We start from the raw sequence: 19,039 nt of genomic DNA, 5'->3' as shown, positions 1-19,039 counted from the left end.
CGGGCACGGTCAGGGCCTCGGGCCGACGGCACGCCCGGCGCGGAGGGGCCGCCTGTATGGTCTGGGAGAGACGACATCGACGAGGAGCCCGCCGATGGACCAGCACGCCCCGGTCGAAGCCAGAGCCCGCCTGCTGGCCGGACAGGACATGTGGACCCTGCCCGCCGTGCCGGAACTCGGCTTCCACGGCCTCGTCATGTCCGACGGGCCCATCGGCGTACGCGGCACCCGGTGGACGTCCGGCGACCCGTCGATCGCGCTGCCCAGCCCCACCGCCCTGGCCGCCACCTGGGACGCCGGCCTCGCCCGCCGCGTCGGGAGCCTCCTGGCCCAGGAGGCCCGCCGCAAAGGGGTGCACGTGCTGCTGGCCCCGACCGTCAACCTGCACCGTTCACCCCTCGGAGGGCGGCACTTCGAGTGCTTCTCCGAAGACCCGCTGCTCACCGGCGAACTGGCCGCGGCCTACGTCCAGGGCGTGCAGTCGGGCGGTGTGGCGGTGACCGTCAAGCACTTCGTCGCCAACGATTTCGAGACCGAGCGCATGACGGCGGACGTCGTGGTGTCGGAACGCGCGCTGCGCGAGCTGTACCTGCTGCCGTTCGAGATCGTCGTCCGCGAGGCCGCCCCCTACGGGATCATGGCCGCCTACAACGGGGTCAACGGCACCGCCATGAGCGAGCACGGCGAACTGCTCAACGGCGTCCTGCGGGACGAGTGGGGATTCGACGGATTCGTCGTGTCCGACTGGTTCGGTGCGCGCGACACCGTCAGGGCGGCGCTCGGCGGCCTGGACGTCGCGATGCCCGGCCCCACGACGGTCTACGGTCCGGCGCTGGCCGAGGCCGTACGCGAGGGCGCGGTGCCGGAGAAGGTGCTCGATGAGCACGTCCGGCGAGTCCTGGAGCTGGCGCGGCGCACGTCGTCCCCGGCCGAGACCCCGCCCGTGGACGGGCGGGCGCTCGCCCGCGAAGTGGCGTCCCGCTCGTTCACCCTGCTGCGCAACGACGGCGTCCTGCCGCTCACCGGCACTCCCCGCGTCGCCTTGATCGGCGGCCTGGCCAAGGAAGCGCGCGTGATGGGCGGAGGCAGCGCCCGGGTCTTCCCGTCCCACGTCGTCTCCCCGCTGGAGGGACTGGAGAGCGCCGGTCTCGACGTGGTGTACGCGCGTGGAGCCGACCCGAGCCGACGCCTCAACCCCGCCGCCTTCCCGCTGCGGGCCATCGCCTACGACACCGAAGGGAGGCTTCTCGGCGAGTACGCCCAGCCCGACGGCTCATTGCAGTGGATCGGCCAGATGCCCGAAGGCGTCGACTACGGCGAACTCGGATCCGTCGCGATACGCGGCACCTTCGTCCCTCAGACGAGCGGCGAACACCGGATCGCGATCGAAGGCGTCGGCGCCTTCAAGCTCACGGTCGGCGACGACGTCCTGTTCGACGGGACCGTCGCCCCCGAGAGCGACGACCCGTTCGCCGCGTTCTTCTTCGCACCCCAGACGGTCTTCCCCGTCGACCTGAAGCAAGGCATGGAGGTCGAGGTCGAGCTGGTGCACCGCCTTGTGAAGGACGGGATGCCCCTGCCGTTCGTCGGCTTCGGCCTGATGCACCGCGAACCGACCGCCGACCCCGACACACTGCTGTCCGAGGCGGAAGCCGTCGCCACCGCCGCGGACGTGGCGGTCGTGGTCGTCGGCACGTCCAAGGAGGTCGAGAGCGAGGGCTTCGACCGCACCTCCCTGAAGCTGCCCGGCCGCCAGGACGAGCTGGTCCGTCGCGTCGCCGCCGCCAACCCGCGCACGATCGTCGTGGTCAACGCCGGTTCGCCCGTCGAGATGCCGTGGCGCGAGGACGTCTCCGCCGTCCTGCTCACCTGGTTCCCCGGCCAGGAGGCCGGCCACGCCCTCGCCGACGTCCTCACCGGCACCGCCGAGCCCGGCGGACGCCTCCCCACCACCTGGCCCGCGAGGCTGGAGGACTGCCCCGTCACCGAGGTGACCCCGGTCGACGGCGTCATGCGCTACGACGAGGGCGTCTTCATCGGCTACCGCGCCTGGCAGCGCACGAACATCCCGCCGGCCTACGAGTTCGGCTCCGGCCTCGGCTACACCACCTGGTCCTATGAGAACGCCTCCTACGCCGACGGCGTCCTGACCGTGACCCTCCGCAACACCGGCCCCCGCCCCGGCCGCGAGATCGTCCAGACGTATCTGGCCCCCGCTCGCCGCGACGAGAACCGCCCGTCCCGCTGGCTGGCGGCCTTCGCCGTGGCCGAAGCCGCCCCCGGCGAATCCGCCACCGTCACCCTGGACATCCCGGACCGCGCCTTCGCCATCTGGCACGACGACGCCTGGCATCCGATCCCCGGCGACTACCTCCTCCACACCGGCCACTCCCTGACGGACACCCCGCTCACCACCCCTCTCGCCCACCCCTGAACGCGCCGTACAGGCGGCCATGCTCGTGTTCTGGAAGGCTCACGAAGCGCACGTGGCGACCATGACGATCGGTCTTCCCTGCGGTAGACGGGATGTTTGAATCGTCGGATGGCGACGGAGCTGGACGAGCTGATCGAACGGTTGCGGAGGGCAGCGGAGGAACGGGGCTGGACGTCGTTCCACACGCCCAAGAACCTCGCGATGGCGTTGGCGGGAGAGGTCGGGGAGCTGCTGGCGGAATTCCAGTGGTTGACGCCCGAGGAGTCGTTCCAGGTCATGGGTTCGCCCCGGAAGGCCGAAGCGGTGCGTTCGGAGCTGGCGGACGTCTTCAGTTACCTGCTGGAACTCGCGGACGTGCTCGGCGTCGACCTGGTCGAGGCCGCGAATGCGAAGGCGGATGTGGTGGCGCGGCGGTACGCCGAGGGGTACTACGAGCCGCCGGCTCTCTGACGCCCGGGCGCGGCCCATCCCTCCGGTTCCAAGGTGCCCGGGGTCCTTCATGTCCAACCTCCGACAAATAAGATGGCCTTGACAAAAAAAGTTGTCGGTCCTAGTTTCGAGGCATGCAGGACGTCGTCGTGATCGAGGACCCGGCCGCGGCCGAGGTCTCGCTGGACCCCATCAGGGCCCGGCTGCTGGCCGAGCTGAGCGAGCCCGGCTCCGCGGCCATGCTGGCCGCCAAGGTCGGGCTGCCCCGGCAGAAGGTCAACTACCACCTGAAGACGCTCGAAGCGCACGGACTCGTCGAAATGGTCGAGGAGCGGCGCAAGGGCAACGTCAACGAACGCATCATGCGGGCCACCGCGGCGTCCTACGTGATCTCCCCGGCGGCGCTGGCCTCGGTCGCGCCCGACCCGGGCCGTTCCCCCGACCGGCTGTCGGCGAGCTGGCTGCTGGCCGTCGCGGCCCGGCTGGTCCGCGACGTCGGGACGCTCATCACCGGGGCCGAACGGGCCCGCAAACGCGTCGCGACCTTCGCGATCGACGGCGAGGTGCGCTTCGCCTCGGCCGCCGACCGCGCCGCGTTCGCCGAGGAGCTCGCCGGGGCCGTCACCGCCCTGGTCTCCAAATACCACGACGAGTCCGCCGAGAAGGGCCGCGACCACCGGATCGTCGTCGCCGTCCACCCGAGCGTGAAGGAGAACCGATGACACACCCGTTCGAGCTGAACCAGGAGATCGAGCTCGCCGCCACCCCCGAGCAGGTCTGGGAGGCGATCGCGACCGGACCGGGAGTCGACTCCTGGTTCATGGGCCGCACCGAGCTGGGCGCGTCCGTCGGCGGCCCCGCCTCCTTGACGATGCCGGGCCACACCGAACAGGCCGTGATCACCGGCTACGAGCCGGGCGCCCGCCTCGCGACCCGCAGCGAGGAAGCCGCTGACGGCCGGTTCATGGCGATCGAGTACCTCGTCGAGGGCCGCGACGGAGGCGCCACCGTGCTGCGGATCGTGCAGAGCGGCATGCTCGGCGACGACTGGGAGACCGAGTTCGAGGCGATGAAGGCCGGCTGGCCCATCTACCTGGAGACCCTCAGGCAGTACCTCGCGCGCTTCGCGGGCCGGACCCCGTCGGTCACCACGGTCTTCCGCCCCGGCGTCGGCGGCCCCGAAGCACTCTGGAAGACCGTCACCGAGTCACTGGGCACCACCCCCGACGTCTCCGAGGGCGACGAAGTCCGCCTCCCCGACGGCTCCGCCGGCGTCGTCTACTACGCGAACCTGCCCGTCAACCTGGGTGTCCGCACCTCCGAGGGCCTGTACCGCTTCATCCACTCCGGCATCGACCGCGGCGACGTCCTCGTCCTCGGCCACCAGAACTTCGCGGGACGAGACGAGCAGTCCGCCTGGGAGTCCTGGACCACCGAGCACTTCGCCTGACCGCCGCACGAATTTCGAAGGAGAACCTCCATGCGTATCGTCATCATCGAGTTCATCAGCCTGGACGGCGTCGTGCAGGCTCCCGGCGGCCCTCAGGAGGACACCGACGGCGGCTTCGCCCACGGCGGCTGGTCCAACCAGTTCTTCGACCCGGAGATCGCCGGGGGCGCCTTCGACTCCGCTCTCAACGGCGCCGAGGCGCTCCTGTTCGGCCGCCGCACTTGGCAGGTGATGGCCCAGGCCTGGCCCGAGCGCGCCGGGGACCCCTTCGCCGACCACATGAACGCCATCCCCAAGCACGTCGTCTCCGGCACTCTGTCCGAGTCCGACCTGACCTGGAACACCACGCTCATCCCCCCGGCCGGGGCGGTCGCCCGTATCCGGGAACTGCATGACGCCGACGGCGGCGACCTGGTCGTCATGGGCAGCCCCACCCTCGCCCGGACCCTCCTGCACGAGGGCCTCGTGGACGAGCTCCGCCTCATCGTGAGTCCGGTCCTCCTGGGCGGCGGAAAGTCCATCTTCCCCACCGACGGAGCGAAGCACGTCCTCGAACTCGTCTCCACCGTCACCAGCCCCACGGGTGTGAACGTCTGCACCTACCGTCCGGCCGAGCGGTAACCGGCGGTACGGGACGGGGGCGGCGATCCACACCGGATCACCGCCCCCGTCCGGGTTCAGGGCGGCGGAGCCTTGGAACGCCTCGCGCTCGCGTCGACGCCGCGTTCCGGTTCTGCCCGGAGACCCGGTCAGGCCGCCTGGTCGTGGCCGGAAGGGGCGGCGTGGCTCGTCGGGGACGGAGGGAGGAACGCCAGGGCCTGGGTGTGGGAGGTGCCGGTGGCTTCCAGAAGGTCGACGGTGAGGGAGCGGAGCTGGGCGAGGACGACGTGGGCGGAGAAGCCGAGGGCGGGGAGGACGGCGGGGTCGAGGCGGGCGGCGGTGCGGCGGAGGGCCTTGCGGGTCAGGGCGGGGTCGTGTCCTTCGGAGAGCTCCTCGCGCAGCCGGGTCACCGAGCGGGCGAGGTCCTCCATGGCCTCGGAGAGGAGGGCGGGGACGGGCTCGTTCTTCTCGATCACGGCGGCGGTGTGCCGTAGCAGGACCCGGGTGTTGCGCAGGGCGTGGTCGAGGGGCTCGGTCGCGGTGAGGTAGGCGTCGAGCCGGTCGCGGCGGTGGCGGTGCACGGGGGACAGCGAGGTGATCTCGCGGGCGGTCTGGAGTGCGTCCCGGTAGCCGTCGACGGTGCCTTGGGAGCCCCGGGCGCGTTCCAGGGCGGCGGCCGCGAGGGAAGGGTCGTGGTCGCGCAGCGCGGCGGCGGCCGTTTCGAGTGCCGCGGACAGTTCCTCCAGGAGCCCCCGGACGTGCTTGGCGGCCAGCCCGGACGGGTTGGCGGGCAGAAGGGCGATCGCGGTCAGGCCGATCAGCCCGCCGGTGAGTGCGTCGACCATCCGGTCGAATCCGGCGCCGTCCCCGGGCGGGAGCAGCGTGGCCACCAGGACGGCCGAGGAGCCCGCCTGCAGGGAGGTCAGCGTGCCGCCGTCGAGCAGCACCGAGACCGTCATCGCGAGGGCGACGACGAGGGCGATCTGCCAGGGGCCGCCGCCGATCGCCGAGACCAGCAGATCTCCCACGCCCACGCCGACGCCGACCCCGGCGACGAGTTCCAGGACCCGGCGCCACCTGCGGCCGAGCCCCACGCCGATGCACAGCACCACGGCGATGGGTGCGAAGAAGGGCCGCGCGTGGCCGAGGACCTGCGTCGCGACGATCCAGGCGAGTGCCGCGGCGAGCGCGCACTGGACGATCGGCAGCGCCATGGTGCGCAGCCGTCCGGTCCGGGCTTGGAGGCTGTCGGAGAAGGCCGTCATGTCTCAAAGATGAACCTGGCTGGGACTATTCGTCAAAGACATAACTTGACTTCTTCCCATAGAAGACATGCATGAGGCCGGATTTAGGATGACGGGATGAGCTTCCGGCAGATGGAGTACCTCGTCGCGGTGGTGGAGGAGGGGTCGTTCACCGCGGCCGCCCAGCGCCTCGGGGTCACCCAGCCGACGCTGTCCCACCAGATCCGCGTCCTGGAACGGGACGTCGGGGTGCCGCTGCTGGAACGGGCGTCCGGACGGGTCCTGCTCACCCCGATGGGACGGGAGTACCTGCCCCACGCCGAGGCGGCCCTGCGCAGCGCGCGGAGCGCCCGCCGCGCCGGCGCCGGAGCCGGGAGCCCGGTGCCGCTGCGGGTCGGGACCATGTACTCGCTCGCCCTGGGCATCGTGCCCCCGGCGGTCCGGGCCTGGCTGGCGTCCGAGCCCGGAGCCGAGGTGGAGGTCTCGGAGTTCGTCTCGAGCGGCGACCTGGAGAACCACGTGGCGGCGGGTTCGGCAGACCTGGGAGTGGGCCCGATGCCCGGCCGCTGGGACGGCCCGGTGTACGAACTCGGCGAGGAGAACCTCGTACTGGTGCTCCCCGAGGGCGATCCGCTCGCCGTGGAGGAGCGCGTCTCCCTCGACCTGGGAGAACTCTCCGGCCGTCCCTGGGTGCTGTACGACGAGCGCAACGCGCTGGCCCCGCTGGTCGTCCAGGCCTGCGCGAAGGCCGGGTTCACGCCCCGCGCGGCGGTCCGCACCCGGCACGCCGCGACCGCCCTGCAACTCGCGGCGGCGGGCCTGGGCCCCGCCCTGATCCCCGAGAGCGTCCTGGAGCCGGGTCTGCCGGTGACGGTCCTGCGCCCCGACCCTCCCATCCGCCGGATGCTGGCCGCCTACCTGGCCGGCCCGCCCTCACCCGCGGTGTCGGGTTTCATCACCGCCCTGCGCCGCTGGACGTCCGCGGACTGAGCGCCGAAGCGGACGAGCGCCGCGACCGCGCGCCGGACCGTGCGGCGGGGTCCGCCCCATCGGCCTATCCGGGCGATCCGTTTTCGCCGGCGGCGTCGGGCTTCGCCGTGACCTTGCCGTGCAGGAGGTCCGTGGCTCGAGCGCCGGGCGCGGCGTGCTCGGCGAGCAGACCGGTGAAGACGAGCGCGGAAGGCGGAGGGCCGGAGCGGGTGAACGCCACGATCCGCCGCCGGATCGGGGTGGCCGGTCTCAACGCGCACCCGGCATAGCGCGGCACGATCACGTCGCCGGGCACCAGGGCCGGGCCGAGCCCGGCGGCGGCGAGTTCGACGGCGGTCGCCGTGTGGTGCACCCGCGCCGCGGCCCGGGGCGCGAACCCGGCCTTCGCGCAGGCCTGGACGACCAGCGGGGCCAGCCCGAAGTCCGAGGCGTACAGCACCCAGGGCCGGTCCGCCAGCGCGTCCAGGGGAATCCCGTCCCGCCGGTACCGCTCGATCAGCGGATCGTCCACCGGCAGCACGACCAGCAGCTCCTCCTCGCCCAGCACCTGCTGCGGCCCCGCCCAGCCGTGCGGCTCCGTCCCTACCGCGATGTCGGCCTCCCCGCGTTCCATGGCCTCGGCCAGCAGGTCCATGTGGGAGAACTCGGTCAGCTCCACGTGCACGGCGGGATGGGCGCGCCGCCACGCCCCGATCGCGGGCGGCACGATGCCCATGGCCATCGAGTGCAGCGCGGCCACCCGGAGCTCCCCGCCCTTCAGCCGCGCGGTGTCCCGCGCCGCCTCCGCGGCGGCCCGGGCCGAGGCGACGGCCGCCCGCGCGTGGGGCAGGAACCGCTCCCCGTGCCCGGTCAGCCGCACCTCCCCGGGCAGCCGCGCGAAGAGCGCGTTCCCCAGCTCCACCTCCAGCGCTTTGACCTGGTGGGACAACGCGGGCTGCGACACCCGCGCCGACCGCGCCGCCTCCGTGAACGAGCCCTCGTCGGCCACGGCGATCACGTACTCCAGCTGCCGAAGCCTCATGCGCGCACCCTACGACACCTCCCGGCGTCTCCCGGATGCTCCGAACCCGGACGAAGGCCGCGCGGGATCGCTTGCGGGTCCGCGCCGGGGAAAGCCGCCGCCCGCCGGGGGCTCAGCGGTAGAGCAGGATGGCGAGGAGATCGCAGACGGCGATCGCGACGATGAGGACGGTCAGGGCCCTGGTGGCGCGGGCGTGCGCGGTCAGCACGCTGGAGGTCGGCTTGCCCCGGCCCCGGCGGTAGCTCAGGGAGGCCAGGACCCAGATCAGCACGGCGGCGGCGACTGTGGCGCCGCCGAGGACGATCGCCTGGGCGCCCAGGGCCGGCGTCGCCCTGGCGAGCAGCGCCCCGTTCACCGCGATCAGCAGGGCCGTCCGCTGCCAGGCCAGCGCGGTGCGTTCGAACGGGGCCCCCGGATCGGAGATGCCGGGAGGTTCGGATCGGGAGGTCACCGGCTCACCAGCAGGATGACCACCGCGGAGGCGATGGTGACGGCGGTGGTGAGGATCGGTATCAGCCAGGTGTCGGGAAGCGGCTGACCGCGGCGCATGGCGCGCTGGTTCAACGCCCACCGCCTGTATCCCGAGACGACGACCACTAGGCCCAGGATCGCCAGCACCACGGCGGCGGCCCGCCGCCACTGCTCGTTCGCCACGTCGGGCAGGAGCTGCACGACCGCCAGGGCCCCGGCCTCCATCGCCAGCGCCGTGCGCACGTACGCGAGGAAGGTCCGCTCGTTGGCGAGCGAGAAACGGTAGTCCGGCTCCTGGAGTTCCGCTCCGGGCGTGGAGCTCACCGATCCGCCTTTCAGGTCATTCTTTGTTTCCCTCCGACCACTTTACACATGCCGTGAAAAGCGAGAGACATTGGCCCCTCAGTGCCTTTTTGAGTAATCCGATGAACGCGATGGGAATAACCGGATGTCCGCCTTCGGCGGCCGTCCGCAGGTAAGGATCGGGTAAGGGTGCGGCATGTCCTGTGTCATTCGAACATGTGATCGAGTTCGTTGGGTAGGTTCCCGGGCGTGCTGAGAGACGAACCGATCACCGCAGAGACCGACCCGTCCGGGACGCCCAGACGCATCGTCCGCCGAGGCCGCCGCTACCGCGTCCGCGTCCTGGACGTCTGGCAGGCCCCCGGCGGGGTCCGCCTGTACCGCCTGCAAGCCCGTGCCGAAGACGGTGAGTGCGCCGTCGCCGAGGTGAAGCGCACTGGCGCCGTCTTCCGCCTGTCCCGCTGGTGGGACTGACCTGGCCGCTGGCAGGTCCGTCATCGACGAAACGAAAGGAGTACCGGTTGCCATGAACGACATCAGAGTCGTCGCACTGCGCGACGCCGATCGGGATTTCGGTCTACGGTCGTTGTTCTCTCTGGACGAGGCCGCCGACGACGCGGCGGTCATCGTCTGCGTGGGCGACACCAGGCTGGAGAACCTGGTGCTGGATTTCTCCGCCCTCGACGCCTGGACGGGGATCTCGAAGACGAAGCCGGACGCGTTCCTGGGCGTGGCCGTCTACGGAGACCTCACCGTCTCGAACTGGATCATCAACGGAGAACGGGACTCCGGCCCGTTCCTGTGGGTGCGCGGTGATGTCCGGGTGCGGAACTTCGCCGCCGCGGGCAGCGAGGTCTGGATCGAAGGCGGCCTGGAAGCGTCGCAGACGATCGCCGGTATCCGGGGCCGCGGACGGACGGTGGTCAGGGGCGACGCCCGTGCCGAAGTCGTCCTGGCCCAGGAGCACCTGATGGAGTTCCACGCGGGTCTGACCGCCGACCTCGTCGTTGCGGGCGATCTCCTCAGGATCGGCGATCCCGGCCGGTCGAAGGTCACCGGCTGGTCCGGAGGCCTTCCCGGCCTGCTACACCGCGGGTGGCCGAGACCGCATGACCCGCTCGGCGACGCCGCGGAGCCTTCGGAGGCCAGGTCGGCATAAGCCGCGAGCGGGTAGAACCGCCTTGGCCTTGCCGACCCTCGTCACCTTGCTCGTCTTCGGCGGTCGTGCTCAGGTCAGGCGGGCTCGCAGGAGGCAGAACTCGTTGCCCTCGGGGTCGGCCAGGACATGCCAGCTCTCCTGGCCGCTTTGGCCGACGTCGACGGGGCGTGCGCCGAGGGCCAGCAGGCGCTGGAGTTCGGCGTCCTGGTCGCGGTCGGTGGCGCTGACGTCGATGTGCAGCCGCAGCTTGCCCGTCTTGGGCTCGGCGCCGGGGCTGAAGACCAGGGTCGGCTGCAAGCCGCCGAACCCTTCCGGCGGCCCGATCTCCACCGCGCCGTCGTCGTCGGTGTCCAGCACGCTGAACCCCAGTACCCGGCACCAGAAAGCCGCCAGCGTCTGCGGGTCCCGGCAATCGATCACCAGCTCGGAAATGCGACAGGCCATGATCGGCAGCCTAAAGGAGCGGCCGGGGCGAAGAAAGAGGCCGCGACGCCCCGCAGGAGCCGCGCGGGCGGCCGTGCCCGGCCCCATGGAGCGCGAGATTCTGGTCGCGAGGCTACGAGGATGGTGCAGGTGCTGCGTTCGGGCAGGTGGAAGTTCCAGATCAGTGAGGACGAGGTCGAGTGGTCGGCGGCGCGTGTGCCGGAGGCGGATGCGCACGCCGTCGGGGTCGCCCTCTTCGGCTGGGTCGAGGGCGTGCCGTCGGGCGGTCCAGCACCAGACCTTTCGCCGGGCCGGTGCACTTCACTCCAGCCCCTCCCCGAGAGGGCAGGCTTTCTTTATGAACAGGCATTACCACTACGTCGGCCCCGCTGAGATCCGCGAGCAGGTTCGGCCCGGTAGCCGAGGGTTCTTGATCACTTCTCGCGACGATCTCGACGCCTGGCTGAAAGTGCAGGCCGAGGAGGAGAGGGAGGATCCGTTCACCTTCGTCATCGATGTGAGGGGGATGCTTCTGCTCGCACCGCGGCGAAGCGAGCACGTCGCCTGCGCGGGAGGTGACCCCGTCCTGGGCGCCGGCGAAATCGCCTTCACCCGAGACGGCGACCGATGGTCGGTCCATGAGATCAGCAACCAATCCACCGGCTATTGCCCTGACGTCACTTCCTGGACGGCTGTCGAGGCCGCGCTCGACCGTGCCGGTCTCACGCGCCCACACGCCTTCACCTACGTGATCGTCTTCCGCCGCTGTCCCCGATGTCACCAGCGCAATATCGTCAAAGACGGTCATTTTGTCTGTGCCGTCTGTGAAGCGCCGCTGCCGGACGCCTGGAACGTGGACCGACCGGACGAAGACCCCGCCGCTACGCGCGTGCGGCGTGAGCGCCGGTCTCCGCGTACCGGTCGCGGGCGGCCGACCTGAGCTTGGAGGCTTCATGGGACTGTGCCTGTGCCCCAATGATGGAGAGGTCACGAGCCCTGACCTCTCCATGCCCTGTACCGGCTTCGGCAGATTCCGGGAGCGTTGGGCCCAGGCGGAAGGGATCGTTCTTTCTGAGATGTGCGGGTTCGGTGGAGAACGTCAGTGGAGCGACGTCGCCACCACGCTGGAGCCCTTTCTCAACCACTCGGACTGTGATGGTGAGCTCTCGCCCGCCGAGTGTGCGGCGCTCCTGCCCAGGATGGAGGAGATCTTCCTCCAATGGAGGAACGAGGCCGATGATCCGCTTCTCCGGCAGCACATCGAATACGGCCGTCAACTGCTGGTCGTCCTACGGTTCTGCGTGGAGAAGGACGTCGAACTCCTCTTCGCCTGACTCCGGGCGACGATCAGGTCGTTTCCGGCGCGCGCCGGGCGGAGCGGGGCCGTGGATCAGAGAATCTCACAAGAATGTGAAGCCGATTCGGAACTCTTCACCAACCGGGAGCCGTGGCGTCGACCTAGCGTTTGGTGCCGACGTACTCCCCAGGTGCAAGGAGTTTCGATGAAACGTCTCGCCGGTGCCGCGTTCGCGGTCGCCGTCGCCACCGGTCTTCTGGTGGCGCCGACGGCGGCCCACGCGGCCTCGAACCCGACGCAGATACTGAGCATCGCGGACGGCCCGGGCAAGCAGCAGGCCATGCAGAACGCCCTCTCCTACTGGACGGCCGACAACCTCGGGAAGATCAACGAGGCGGTGGTCTACGACCACACCTCCACCGACCCCAACAGCGTCGTCCCGGACGCCGACATGACGGATCCCAACGCGGACTGGGACGATCTGAGCCGGCCCTGGCCCGAGGCGCAGGGCTTGGCCTCGCGCACCGTGGGCAAGCTGTTCGTCCGGATGCAGGGGGACGGCGTCGACTACGTCACCACCTGCTCGGCCAACGTCGTCACCAGCGCGAACAAGAGCGTCGTCATGACGGCGGGGCACTGCCTGCGGGTCAACGTCCCGCTGCTCTCCAACGTGACGGCCACCAATGTGGCCTTCGTTCCCGGCTTCGACGGCGACGTGCTGCGGCGGAGCAGCACCACCAGGTCCGTCGCCGACATCGCCCCGTACGGCATCTGGGTCGCGACCCGCGCTTACATCACCTGGGGATGGAACTTCTCGCCGAACTGGGTGCTCGGCCACGACGTCGGGACGCTGGTCGTCCAGCGGCCGGGGGACTCCCAGCGGATCGAGGACGTCACCGGGGCGCAGCAGATCACCTTCACCCGGCCGCAGAACGCCTACGTGCACGCGCTCGGATACCCGGCCAACAACGAGCGGAGTTGGTACTCGCCGACCCAGAACAAGGTGGCCCCCGCCCTCCAGCGGCTGTACGACGGCCGCCGGATGTTCTTCGCCAAGGGCCAGAGCACCACCGGTTCCCTCTACGTCGACAACATGCTGCCGAGCGCCCTGTCGCCCGGCACCAGCGGCGGCCCCTTCTTCTACAACTTCAACGAGGCGACCGGCACGGGCGTCCAGATGGGCGTCGCCAGCCGCTTCGACGACCCCAACAACGCGACTCCCGCCGGCTGGCTCCTCGGCCCCAACATCGTGGGCAACCACCTGGGCGACGAAGAGCGCCTGGCCTACGAGGCCGCGGGCAACGTGACCATCACCCAGTGACCCGGTAACCCCCTCGAGCCCGTCCGGTGGACTTCCGTCCACCGGACGGGCTTCGCCGTTTCTTCGGGTTCCGTCCGACGGTCAGGTGAGGATGAAGTCGAGGACGGCTTGGGTGAAGGCGTCGTTGTCGTCGCCGGCGGCGGTGTGGGCCGCCTGGGGGAGGGTGACGACCTGGGCGGTGGGAAGGAGGGCGGCGAAGGCGCGGACGCTGTCGGCGGTGACGACGTCGGAGCGTCCGCCGTGCAGGAGCAGCACGGGGATGCGCAGGCGGGCCGCGGCGGCTTCGAGGTCGGCGGCACGCTGGTCAAGGGCGTTGGAGACGTCGGTGAGGAAGGCGGGGTCCCAGTGCCAGTACCAGCGTCCGTCGGGGCGCTGACGCAGGTTGCGGCGCAGGCCGTCGGGGTTGCGGCCCCTGCCGGAGGAAGGCAGGTAGGCGGCGACGGCGTCGGCCGCCTCGTCCAGGGTGGCGAAGCCTTCGGGGTGGCCGGACATGAAGGTGAAGATGCGGTCGCTGCCCTGCCGTTCGATCCGGGGCACCACGTCGACCAGCAGCAGGGAGGTGACCTGTTCGGGTCCGGCGTGGGAGGCGGCGGCGATGCCGATGAGCCCGCCCATGCTCGCCCCGACCAGGACGGCGGGCCGGTCGAGCTGGTCGAGGACCGCGGTCACGTCCCCGATCAGCAGGTCGGGGTGGTATCCGCCGGGTCCGGCCCACTGGCTGTCGCCGTGGCCGCGGGCGTCCAGCGCCACGACCCGGTGCCCGGTCCGGGCGAGGGCCTGTCCGGCGCGTCTCCAGGAGTGCCGGTTCTGTCCGCCTCCGTGCAGCATCACGACGAGTGACCCGTCGGCGGGGCCGCGTTCCTCACCGGCCAGGGTGATCCCGTCGGCGCCGGTGAAGTGGACCGGCCGGGGCTCGGTGAGGTCCAGGCTCGTGTTCAATCGTTCTCCTTCTGGTAGGTCAGCCCCGACAGGAGTCGGTCCATGGCGGCCGCGGTCTCCTGCCTGGCCGCGGCCGGGTCGTCGGCGTTGGCGATGAAGAGGGCGGCCTCGGCGATGGCGGCGAGCAGGATGTGCGCGAGGGCGTCCACGGGCCGGTCGGGCAGGGTCTTCTCCGCGACCGCGGCTTTGAGGAAGGCGCGGATGGCGCCGAGGCCGTACCGTTCCTCCATCGCGCGCCAGGTCCGCCAGCCCAGGACGGCGGGGCCGTCGATCAGCAGGATCCGCTGGACCTCCGCGTTGAGCGAGGCGTCCAGGAATCCCGACAGCCCGGCCCGCAGCCGTCCCAGCGCGTCGTCCGGCCTCTCGGCCGTCGCGGCGTTGGCGAGCATGTCCTCCTGCACCTGCTCGAACACGGCCTGGAACAGCGCCTTCTTGTCCTTGAAGTGGTGGTAGAGCGCACCCCGGGTGCCGACTCCGGAGACCGCCACGATCTCCTCGGTGCCGGTGGCGTGGTAGCCGTTGGCGACGAACAGGCGGCGTGCGGCGCTGATCAGCGCCGCACGGGTCGCCTCGGCCCGGTCGGCGACGTCGGCCGCCCGGGTGGTTCTGGGCGCCCCGGAAGGGCGTCGGCCACTGGACATGCAGGCAGTATGTGCCACATGCAGGCTGTATGTCCAGCGACGGGCCGGGCGGGGGCTTGCCGGACGGCATGCGCGTCATCAACGATGATCTTTAGCGATTTCATGGTGAAATTCACTGATGGGGTGATCCGCAGGTGGAGATCGACACGACACGACCGCATCCGGCGCGGATGTGGAACTACTGGCTCGGCGGCACGGACAACTTTCCCATCGACCGGCAGGTCGGCGACCAGGTCATCGCGGCGTTCCCGGCCGCCCGCGAGGTCGCCCGCCAGTCCCGCGCCTGCCTGGGGCGCATGGTCCGGTACCTGGCGGAGGAGGAGGGGATCCGGCAGTTCCTGGACATCGGCTCCGGTCTTCCGACCCACGACAACACCCACGAGATGGCCCAGCGGATCGCGCCCGAGTCCCGGGTCGTCTATGTCGACAGCGACCCGATGGTGCTCGCGCACGCCTCGGCCCTGCTGGCAGGCCGTCCCGAGGGGAGGACTTCCTATCTCCAGCACGACGTCAGGGAGCCCGCCCGGATCCTCGAGGCCGCCCGGGACGTCCTGGACTTCACCCGCCCGGTCGCGCTGATCCTCTTCGGGATCATGGGCAACGTGATCGACGACGACGAGGCGACCGCGATCGTCCGCCACCTGGTCGACGCGCTGCCGCCGGGAAGCTTCGTGGCGGTCAACGACGGCACCGGCGAGGTGGACCGCGAGGGCCGCGAGGAAGCGGTCCGGATCGCCGTGGAGAAGGGCTCCACGCCCTACACCGCCCGCACCTCCGAGGAGATCGCCGCCTTCTTCGACGGCCTGGACCTCCTCGAGCCGGGCGTCGTGTCCACCTCACGGTGGCGCCCCGACCCCTCCTCGGGCATCCCCGAGAAGATCGACGCGAGTTGCGGCCTGGCGAGGAAGCCCTGACCCTCCTCGCCGGCCGCCCGGCGCCCTCGCGGTGCGGACCGTCGATGGGCGCCGGGTCCGGTCGTCATGCCCCGGCGATGCCGACCGGCGTCACACGGGCCTACTCGCAGACGACGCCGTCGCCGTCGCGGTCGGTGTACCAGTAGTACTCCGGGTCCTGGCCCTGGTAGTAGGGGCCGTAACCGTTCGACTTGGCCTCGGTGCAGGTGCTGAAGCGCGGGTCGGTCGAGGGCTCCGGGGGAGTGGACGGGGCGGACTTCTTCCAGGACCGGGAGAGGACCTTGACGCCCCTGGCGTCGCGGAGCGTCGCGGTGTCCCGGTCGTTGTTCCAGATGTACCAGCCGCGGTTCATGTACAGGTGCGTCGCGGTGTTCTTGCCCCTGCCCGTGTGGATCTTGACGCTCTTGCCGGGCTTCAGGGTGAAGGCCGGGAACTTGTAGACGTGTCGCTGCACGTCGCGCAGCGTCCAGTTCTTGAGCCGGACGGCCTTGCGCCCGGTGTTCTTGATGACGACGAACTCCTTGTTGAGCTGGTCGTTGTCTCGTGTGTCCGGCCCGGGGGCGTCGTACTGGATCTTCGTGAACTTCAGCGTCGGCTTGGCCGCGGCGGCAGCGGTCCCGGAACTCCCGAAGACCATCGCGATCATGATGACTGACATCACAGTGGATCGCATGTTACTCCTGTTCACAACAGTAATGGGCTTGCCAATCTAGGGGAGATGGCCCTCAGATGGGGGAAATTTCGCGAAATTCACCGCCGTCTCGCCGGGCATCCGCTCGTGCCGGGGTCGGCGGGCTGCTCGTCCGTATCGTTAAGCGGCGCGAGGATCGGACGTAGTGGAACGGTTCAGGGAACTTTGGGGCGCAAGTTCACCCTTTCGCCCACGTGCTCTGTCGGTGACCGGTACCTTGAGTTGATCTTTCCCCTCTCGGAGGTTGACTTGTTCTCGGTCCCCGCCCGTCTGATGCTGGCCGCCGCCCTGGCGACCGGCGGCGCCCTCTCCCTTCCCGCCTCCGCCTCGGCCGCGCCCAAGTCCTGCCTGGTCGGCAAGTGGAAGCTCACCAAGTACAAGATGAACGGCAACATCGGGGGAGAGATCATCAACTCCCAGGGCGGCGGAGGCACCCGGCTGACGATCAAGAAGAAGTCGGTCGTCTACGACTTCGCGCGCTCCGAGCGGGTCGTCACCAAGGGCAAGACGGCCGACGGCAAGGCATACCGCATGGTGGACGTCTACAAGAAGAAGGTGACGTTCAACTCCACGCTGACCGGCGCGAAGAAGGGCAGCCTGTCCCTCAAGCCGAAGTCCGCCACCGGCAACGCCACCTTCACCACCACTCTGAACGGCGTCCCCGCGGGCACCACCAAGATCGCGAAGTACTACCGCAAAGGGGAAATCGACCCCTTCATCCCGGTTTACGCCCAGTTCTCCTGCAGCGCCAAGGCCATGGGCCTTCTGATGGAAGCCGAAGGCCCCGAAGGCGCCCTGGCCTCCGAGTTCTACTACACGCGCCTCTGACGCCCACCGGGGCGGCCGATACCCCTCGGCCGCCCCGGCCGCGTCCACGGAACGACGCCCGCCGGCGCTCGGCGCGCGGGCGTCCAGACGATCTCGGGCATGGCCGGTGTCCGCAAGACCACGCTCGCCCTTCACCTCGCGCACCGCTAAGCCGCCGAGGTCCCTTCTCTCGGCCTCGCCGAACATCATGGGTTGTGGCGGAGCGTGGCGGGGGCAAGAAGACTGCTCCTGCTGCTGGACGACGCCGCTACCGGCCGCCAAAGGCCGACCGCTTTGGGAGTGTCGTGCGGGGCTCGGACAGTGGTGATGTCGTTCAGCGTCCGGTGGTGCGAACTCAGATGCGGAGCAGGGCGATGGTGCGGCCGGACGGGCTGGAGGTCTCGGTGAGGGACGGGGGCCCGCAGCGCTGGTCGAACACGACGAGGGTGCCTTGGCTCAGGCCCAGGCGGTCGAGGTAGCCGTCCAACTGGACTAGGCCTTGCGGGATGGGGTCGGGGCGGCCGGGACGGTGGACTTTCAGTTCGACGGCCTCCCACTGTTCGGTGAGGTCAGGAAGCGGCCAGCGCACCAGGATGTCGATGCGGCCGCTGCCGACGGCGTACTCGCGGTCGATGCGGCCGCCGCCATTGACGACGCGGTGCAGCCAGCCCATGAACACCAGCTGGCAGGCCGCCTCGGAATAGGTCTGCTGTCGGGCGAGGATCTCGCCGTTCAGCCGCCAGAAGTCGAGGAACTCCGTGAGGAGCTTGTGGAAGTCCAGGCGGCCCTGCGGGGTGACGAACGAGCAGGGATCGACGTCGATGTTGCTCTCGACGTGGCCGGTGAGGACTCTGGCGATGACCTCCTGGTAGATCGGGTTGGCGATCTGGATGTAGCGGCCCTGCCCGATCAGTCCGAGGTCCCGCACGTAGGACAGGTCCTCCTCGTAGGCGGGGTCGGCCGTGGTCTCGATGCCGGCGAGCATGGGTTCGATGACGCGTTTGACTCGGGGTTCGTGCAAGCGGGCGACCAGGGAGTCCAGATGCGTCGCCCGGGAGACGATCAGGCGTTCCACCGCCTCGTCCATGTGCCCGTCGGTGACCGGCTCGGACACCGGCACCCGCATCTCGTCGATGACCTCGCGGGCCAGGGCGTTGACCAGCCACGGCTGGCCCTGGCTGGCTTCGAAGGCCCGCTGGATCGCTTCGGGTGAGAACTTCTGGCCGGTGGCCAGCGTGTGCTGCTCGTACAGCTCCGCCACTTGTGCGTGGGTGAAGTCGTCGAGGCGGAGGGATGCGGCTTTGATGTTGAACGGGCTCGAGGTGCCGAGCCGGTTCGGGTCACCGCCCGAGGCGGCCTTGTAGTCGCGGACGTCCCGCATCCCGCACAGCACCACCGAGTGCGGGAACCCGTTCCGTTCTCCGCTCTGGTAGCCGTTGCGCAGTTGGCTGAGCACGCTGACCAGGACGTCGCCCTGCAGGGAGTCGATCTCATCGAAGAACAGCACCAGCGGGAGCGGACAGTGGACCGCCCAAGCCTGGAGCGCCCTGTGAAGCCGGTTGCCGGGTCTGGCGTCCAGCCACGGGAGCAGCGGTCGGCGCTCCGGTGCGAGCTGCTCCTCGGCCGCATCCGCGATGATCTCCAGGAGCTGGTTCTCCGCGGCCTCGACGGTCTGCGCGATGCGCACCTGTTCGCAGGAGAACCAGACGGCGGCGTACCTGCCCTCGGCGTTGAGCGCGCGGGCCAGGGTCTCCAGCACCGTGGTCTTCCCCGACTGTCGCGGCGCGTGAAGAACGAAGTAGAAGCCCCGCTCGATGTACTCCCTCGCCTCGGGCAGCCGGGGTTCCGGGGGAAGCATGTAGTGCAGCTCCTCCCGGCAGCGGCCGGCCGTGTTGAAATGCTTCA

At 70.2% G+C, this 19,039-nt stretch carries 22 protein-coding genes; 13 read left to right on the top strand and 9 right to left on the bottom strand.

The window, feature by feature from the left end; translation table 11 throughout:
* Positions 1-94: 94 nt before the first annotated feature.
* From ABGB12_RS29065 to ABGB12_RS29045, 5 genes are all read left to right on the top strand, one after another.
* Entirely contained in the window at positions 95-2,434 is a 2,340-nt protein-coding gene (locus ABGB12_RS29065) for a glycoside hydrolase family 3 C-terminal domain-containing protein (RefSeq protein ID WP_347682673.1), read from the top strand.
* 108 nt (positions 2,435-2,542) lie between these two features.
* The gene (locus ABGB12_RS29060) at positions 2,543-2,884 is read left to right on the top strand and encodes a nucleotide pyrophosphohydrolase (protein WP_347682672.1); all 342 of its coding nucleotides are present in this window, start codon (positions 2,543-2,545) and stop codon (positions 2,882-2,884) included.
* A 113-nt stretch (positions 2,885-2,997) separates the two neighbouring features.
* Entirely contained in the window at positions 2,998-3,585 is a 588-nt protein-coding gene (locus ABGB12_RS29055) for a helix-turn-helix domain-containing protein (RefSeq protein ID WP_347682671.1), read from the top strand.
* Entirely contained in the window at positions 3,582-4,313 is a 732-nt protein-coding gene (locus ABGB12_RS29050) for an SRPBCC domain-containing protein (protein ID WP_347682670.1), read from the top strand. The genes ABGB12_RS29055 and ABGB12_RS29050 overlap by 4 nt, the downstream gene beginning before the upstream one ends.
* Before the next feature lie 30 nt (positions 4,314-4,343).
* A complete protein-coding gene (locus ABGB12_RS29045; protein ID WP_347682669.1) occupies positions 4,344-4,934 on the top strand; it encodes a dihydrofolate reductase family protein in 591 nt (196 codons plus the stop codon).
* Between the two features lie 128 nt (positions 4,935-5,062).
* On the opposite strand, the gene ABGB12_RS29040 is transcribed toward ABGB12_RS29045, so the two are convergent.
* Positions 5,063-6,178 (bottom strand): FUSC family protein, encoded by a 1,116-nt coding sequence (locus ABGB12_RS29040; protein WP_347682668.1) that lies wholly within the window; start codon positions 6,176-6,178, stop codon positions 5,063-5,065.
* A 96-nt stretch (positions 6,179-6,274) separates the two neighbouring features.
* Here ABGB12_RS29040 and ABGB12_RS29035 point away from each other — a divergent pair, with 96 nt between their 5' ends.
* Positions 6,275-7,147 carry a LysR family transcriptional regulator gene (locus ABGB12_RS29035; RefSeq protein ID WP_347682667.1) on the top strand — a complete coding sequence of 291 codons (873 nt, stop codon included), beginning with the start codon at positions 6,275-6,277 and terminating at the stop codon, positions 7,145-7,147.
* Between the two features lie 64 nt (positions 7,148-7,211).
* Here the strand turns inward: ABGB12_RS29035 and ABGB12_RS29030 are convergent, their stop codons facing one another.
* From ABGB12_RS29030 to ABGB12_RS29020, 3 genes are all read right to left on the bottom strand, one after another.
* Positions 7,212-8,168, bottom strand: coding sequence for a LysR family transcriptional regulator (locus ABGB12_RS29030; protein ID WP_347682666.1), 957 nt, complete (start codon positions 8,166-8,168; stop codon positions 7,212-7,214).
* Positions 8,169-8,280: 112 nt separating this feature from the next.
* On the bottom strand, positions 8,281-8,619 hold the full coding sequence (locus ABGB12_RS29025; protein ID WP_347682665.1) for a DUF202 domain-containing protein: 339 nt from the start codon (positions 8,617-8,619) through the stop codon (positions 8,281-8,283).
* A complete protein-coding gene (locus tag ABGB12_RS29020; RefSeq protein WP_347682664.1) occupies positions 8,616-8,963 on the bottom strand; it encodes a DUF202 domain-containing protein in 348 nt (115 codons plus the stop codon). Before ABGB12_RS29020 ends, ABGB12_RS29025 begins: the two co-directional genes overlap by 4 nt.
* A 228-nt stretch (positions 8,964-9,191) precedes the next feature.
* On the opposite strand from ABGB12_RS29020, the gene ABGB12_RS29015 reads away from it, so the two are divergent.
* Together ABGB12_RS29015 and ABGB12_RS29010 are read left to right on the top strand one after the other, a co-directional pair.
* Positions 9,192-9,416: a hypothetical protein gene (locus ABGB12_RS29015; protein WP_347682663.1), complete on the top strand. Its 225-nt coding sequence runs from the start codon at positions 9,192-9,194 to the stop codon at positions 9,414-9,416.
* Between the two features lie 52 nt (positions 9,417-9,468).
* Positions 9,469-10,101 (top strand): hypothetical protein, encoded by a 633-nt coding sequence (locus ABGB12_RS29010; RefSeq protein ID WP_347682662.1) that lies wholly within the window; start codon positions 9,469-9,471, stop codon positions 10,099-10,101.
* A 69-nt stretch (positions 10,102-10,170) separates the two neighbouring features.
* Here the strand turns inward: ABGB12_RS29010 and ABGB12_RS29005 are convergent, their stop codons facing one another.
* Entirely contained in the window at positions 10,171-10,545 is a 375-nt protein-coding gene (locus ABGB12_RS29005) for a VOC family protein (protein ID WP_347682661.1), read from the bottom strand.
* A 337-nt stretch (positions 10,546-10,882) separates the two neighbouring features.
* Between ABGB12_RS29005 and ABGB12_RS29000 the strand changes: the two genes are divergently transcribed.
* The 3 genes from ABGB12_RS29000 (at position 10,883) to ABGB12_RS28990 (ending at position 13,142) form a co-directional block, all read left to right on the top strand.
* The gene (locus ABGB12_RS29000) at positions 10,883-11,464 is read left to right on the top strand and encodes a hypothetical protein (protein ID WP_347682660.1); all 582 of its coding nucleotides are present in this window, start codon (positions 10,883-10,885) and stop codon (positions 11,462-11,464) included.
* Between the two features lie 13 nt (positions 11,465-11,477).
* Positions 11,478-11,858 carry a hypothetical protein gene (locus tag ABGB12_RS28995; protein WP_347682659.1) on the top strand — a complete coding sequence of 127 codons (381 nt, stop codon included), beginning with the start codon at positions 11,478-11,480 and terminating at the stop codon, positions 11,856-11,858.
* A 168-nt stretch (positions 11,859-12,026) separates the two neighbouring features.
* Positions 12,027-13,142, top strand: a complete 1,116-nt coding sequence (locus ABGB12_RS28990) for a hypothetical protein (RefSeq protein ID WP_347682658.1) — start codon at positions 12,027-12,029, stop codon at positions 13,140-13,142.
* An 81-nt stretch (positions 13,143-13,223) separates the two neighbouring features.
* Here ABGB12_RS28990 and ABGB12_RS28985 read toward each other — a convergent pair whose 3' ends face one another.
* Both ABGB12_RS28985 and ABGB12_RS28980 read right to left on the bottom strand, forming a co-directional pair.
* Positions 13,224-14,081: an alpha/beta hydrolase gene (locus ABGB12_RS28985; RefSeq protein WP_347682657.1), complete on the bottom strand. Its 858-nt coding sequence runs from the start codon at positions 14,079-14,081 to the stop codon at positions 13,224-13,226.
* Positions 14,078-14,722 carry a TetR/AcrR family transcriptional regulator gene (locus tag ABGB12_RS28980; protein ID WP_347682656.1) on the bottom strand — a complete coding sequence of 215 codons (645 nt, stop codon included), beginning with the start codon at positions 14,720-14,722 and terminating at the stop codon, positions 14,078-14,080. Before ABGB12_RS28980 ends, ABGB12_RS28985 begins: the two co-directional genes overlap by 4 nt.
* A 134-nt stretch (positions 14,723-14,856) precedes the next feature.
* On the opposite strand from ABGB12_RS28980, the gene ABGB12_RS28975 reads away from it, so the two are divergent.
* Positions 14,857-15,636 carry an SAM-dependent methyltransferase gene (locus ABGB12_RS28975; protein ID WP_347682655.1) on the top strand — a complete coding sequence of 260 codons (780 nt, stop codon included), beginning with the start codon at positions 14,857-14,859 and terminating at the stop codon, positions 15,634-15,636.
* A gap of 100 nt (positions 15,637-15,736) precedes the next feature.
* On the opposite strand, the gene ABGB12_RS28970 is transcribed toward ABGB12_RS28975, so the two are convergent.
* The gene (locus tag ABGB12_RS28970; RefSeq protein WP_347682654.1) at positions 15,737-16,294 is read right to left on the bottom strand and encodes a lamin tail domain-containing protein; all 558 of its coding nucleotides are present in this window, start codon (positions 16,292-16,294) and stop codon (positions 15,737-15,739) included.
* A 282-nt stretch (positions 16,295-16,576) separates the two neighbouring features.
* On the opposite strand from ABGB12_RS28970, the gene ABGB12_RS28965 reads away from it, so the two are divergent.
* A complete protein-coding gene (locus tag ABGB12_RS28965) occupies positions 16,577-17,155 on the top strand; it encodes a hypothetical protein (RefSeq protein ID WP_347682653.1) in 579 nt (192 codons plus the stop codon).
* A gap of 334 nt (positions 17,156-17,489) precedes the next feature.
* On the opposite strand, the gene ABGB12_RS28960 is transcribed toward ABGB12_RS28965, so the two are convergent.
* A partial coding sequence (locus ABGB12_RS28960; protein WP_347682652.1) for an AAA family ATPase occupies positions 17,490-19,039 on the bottom strand: 1,550 nt, incomplete at its 5' end.

This window comes from Actinocorallia sp. B10E7 (assembly GCF_039871655.1).
In the GTDB taxonomy this organism is placed as follows: domain Bacteria; phylum Actinomycetota; class Actinomycetes; order Streptosporangiales; family Streptosporangiaceae; genus Actinocorallia.
Note: the sequence above shows the minus strand (reverse complement) of the source record. Positions and strands in the feature narration are given on the sequence as shown.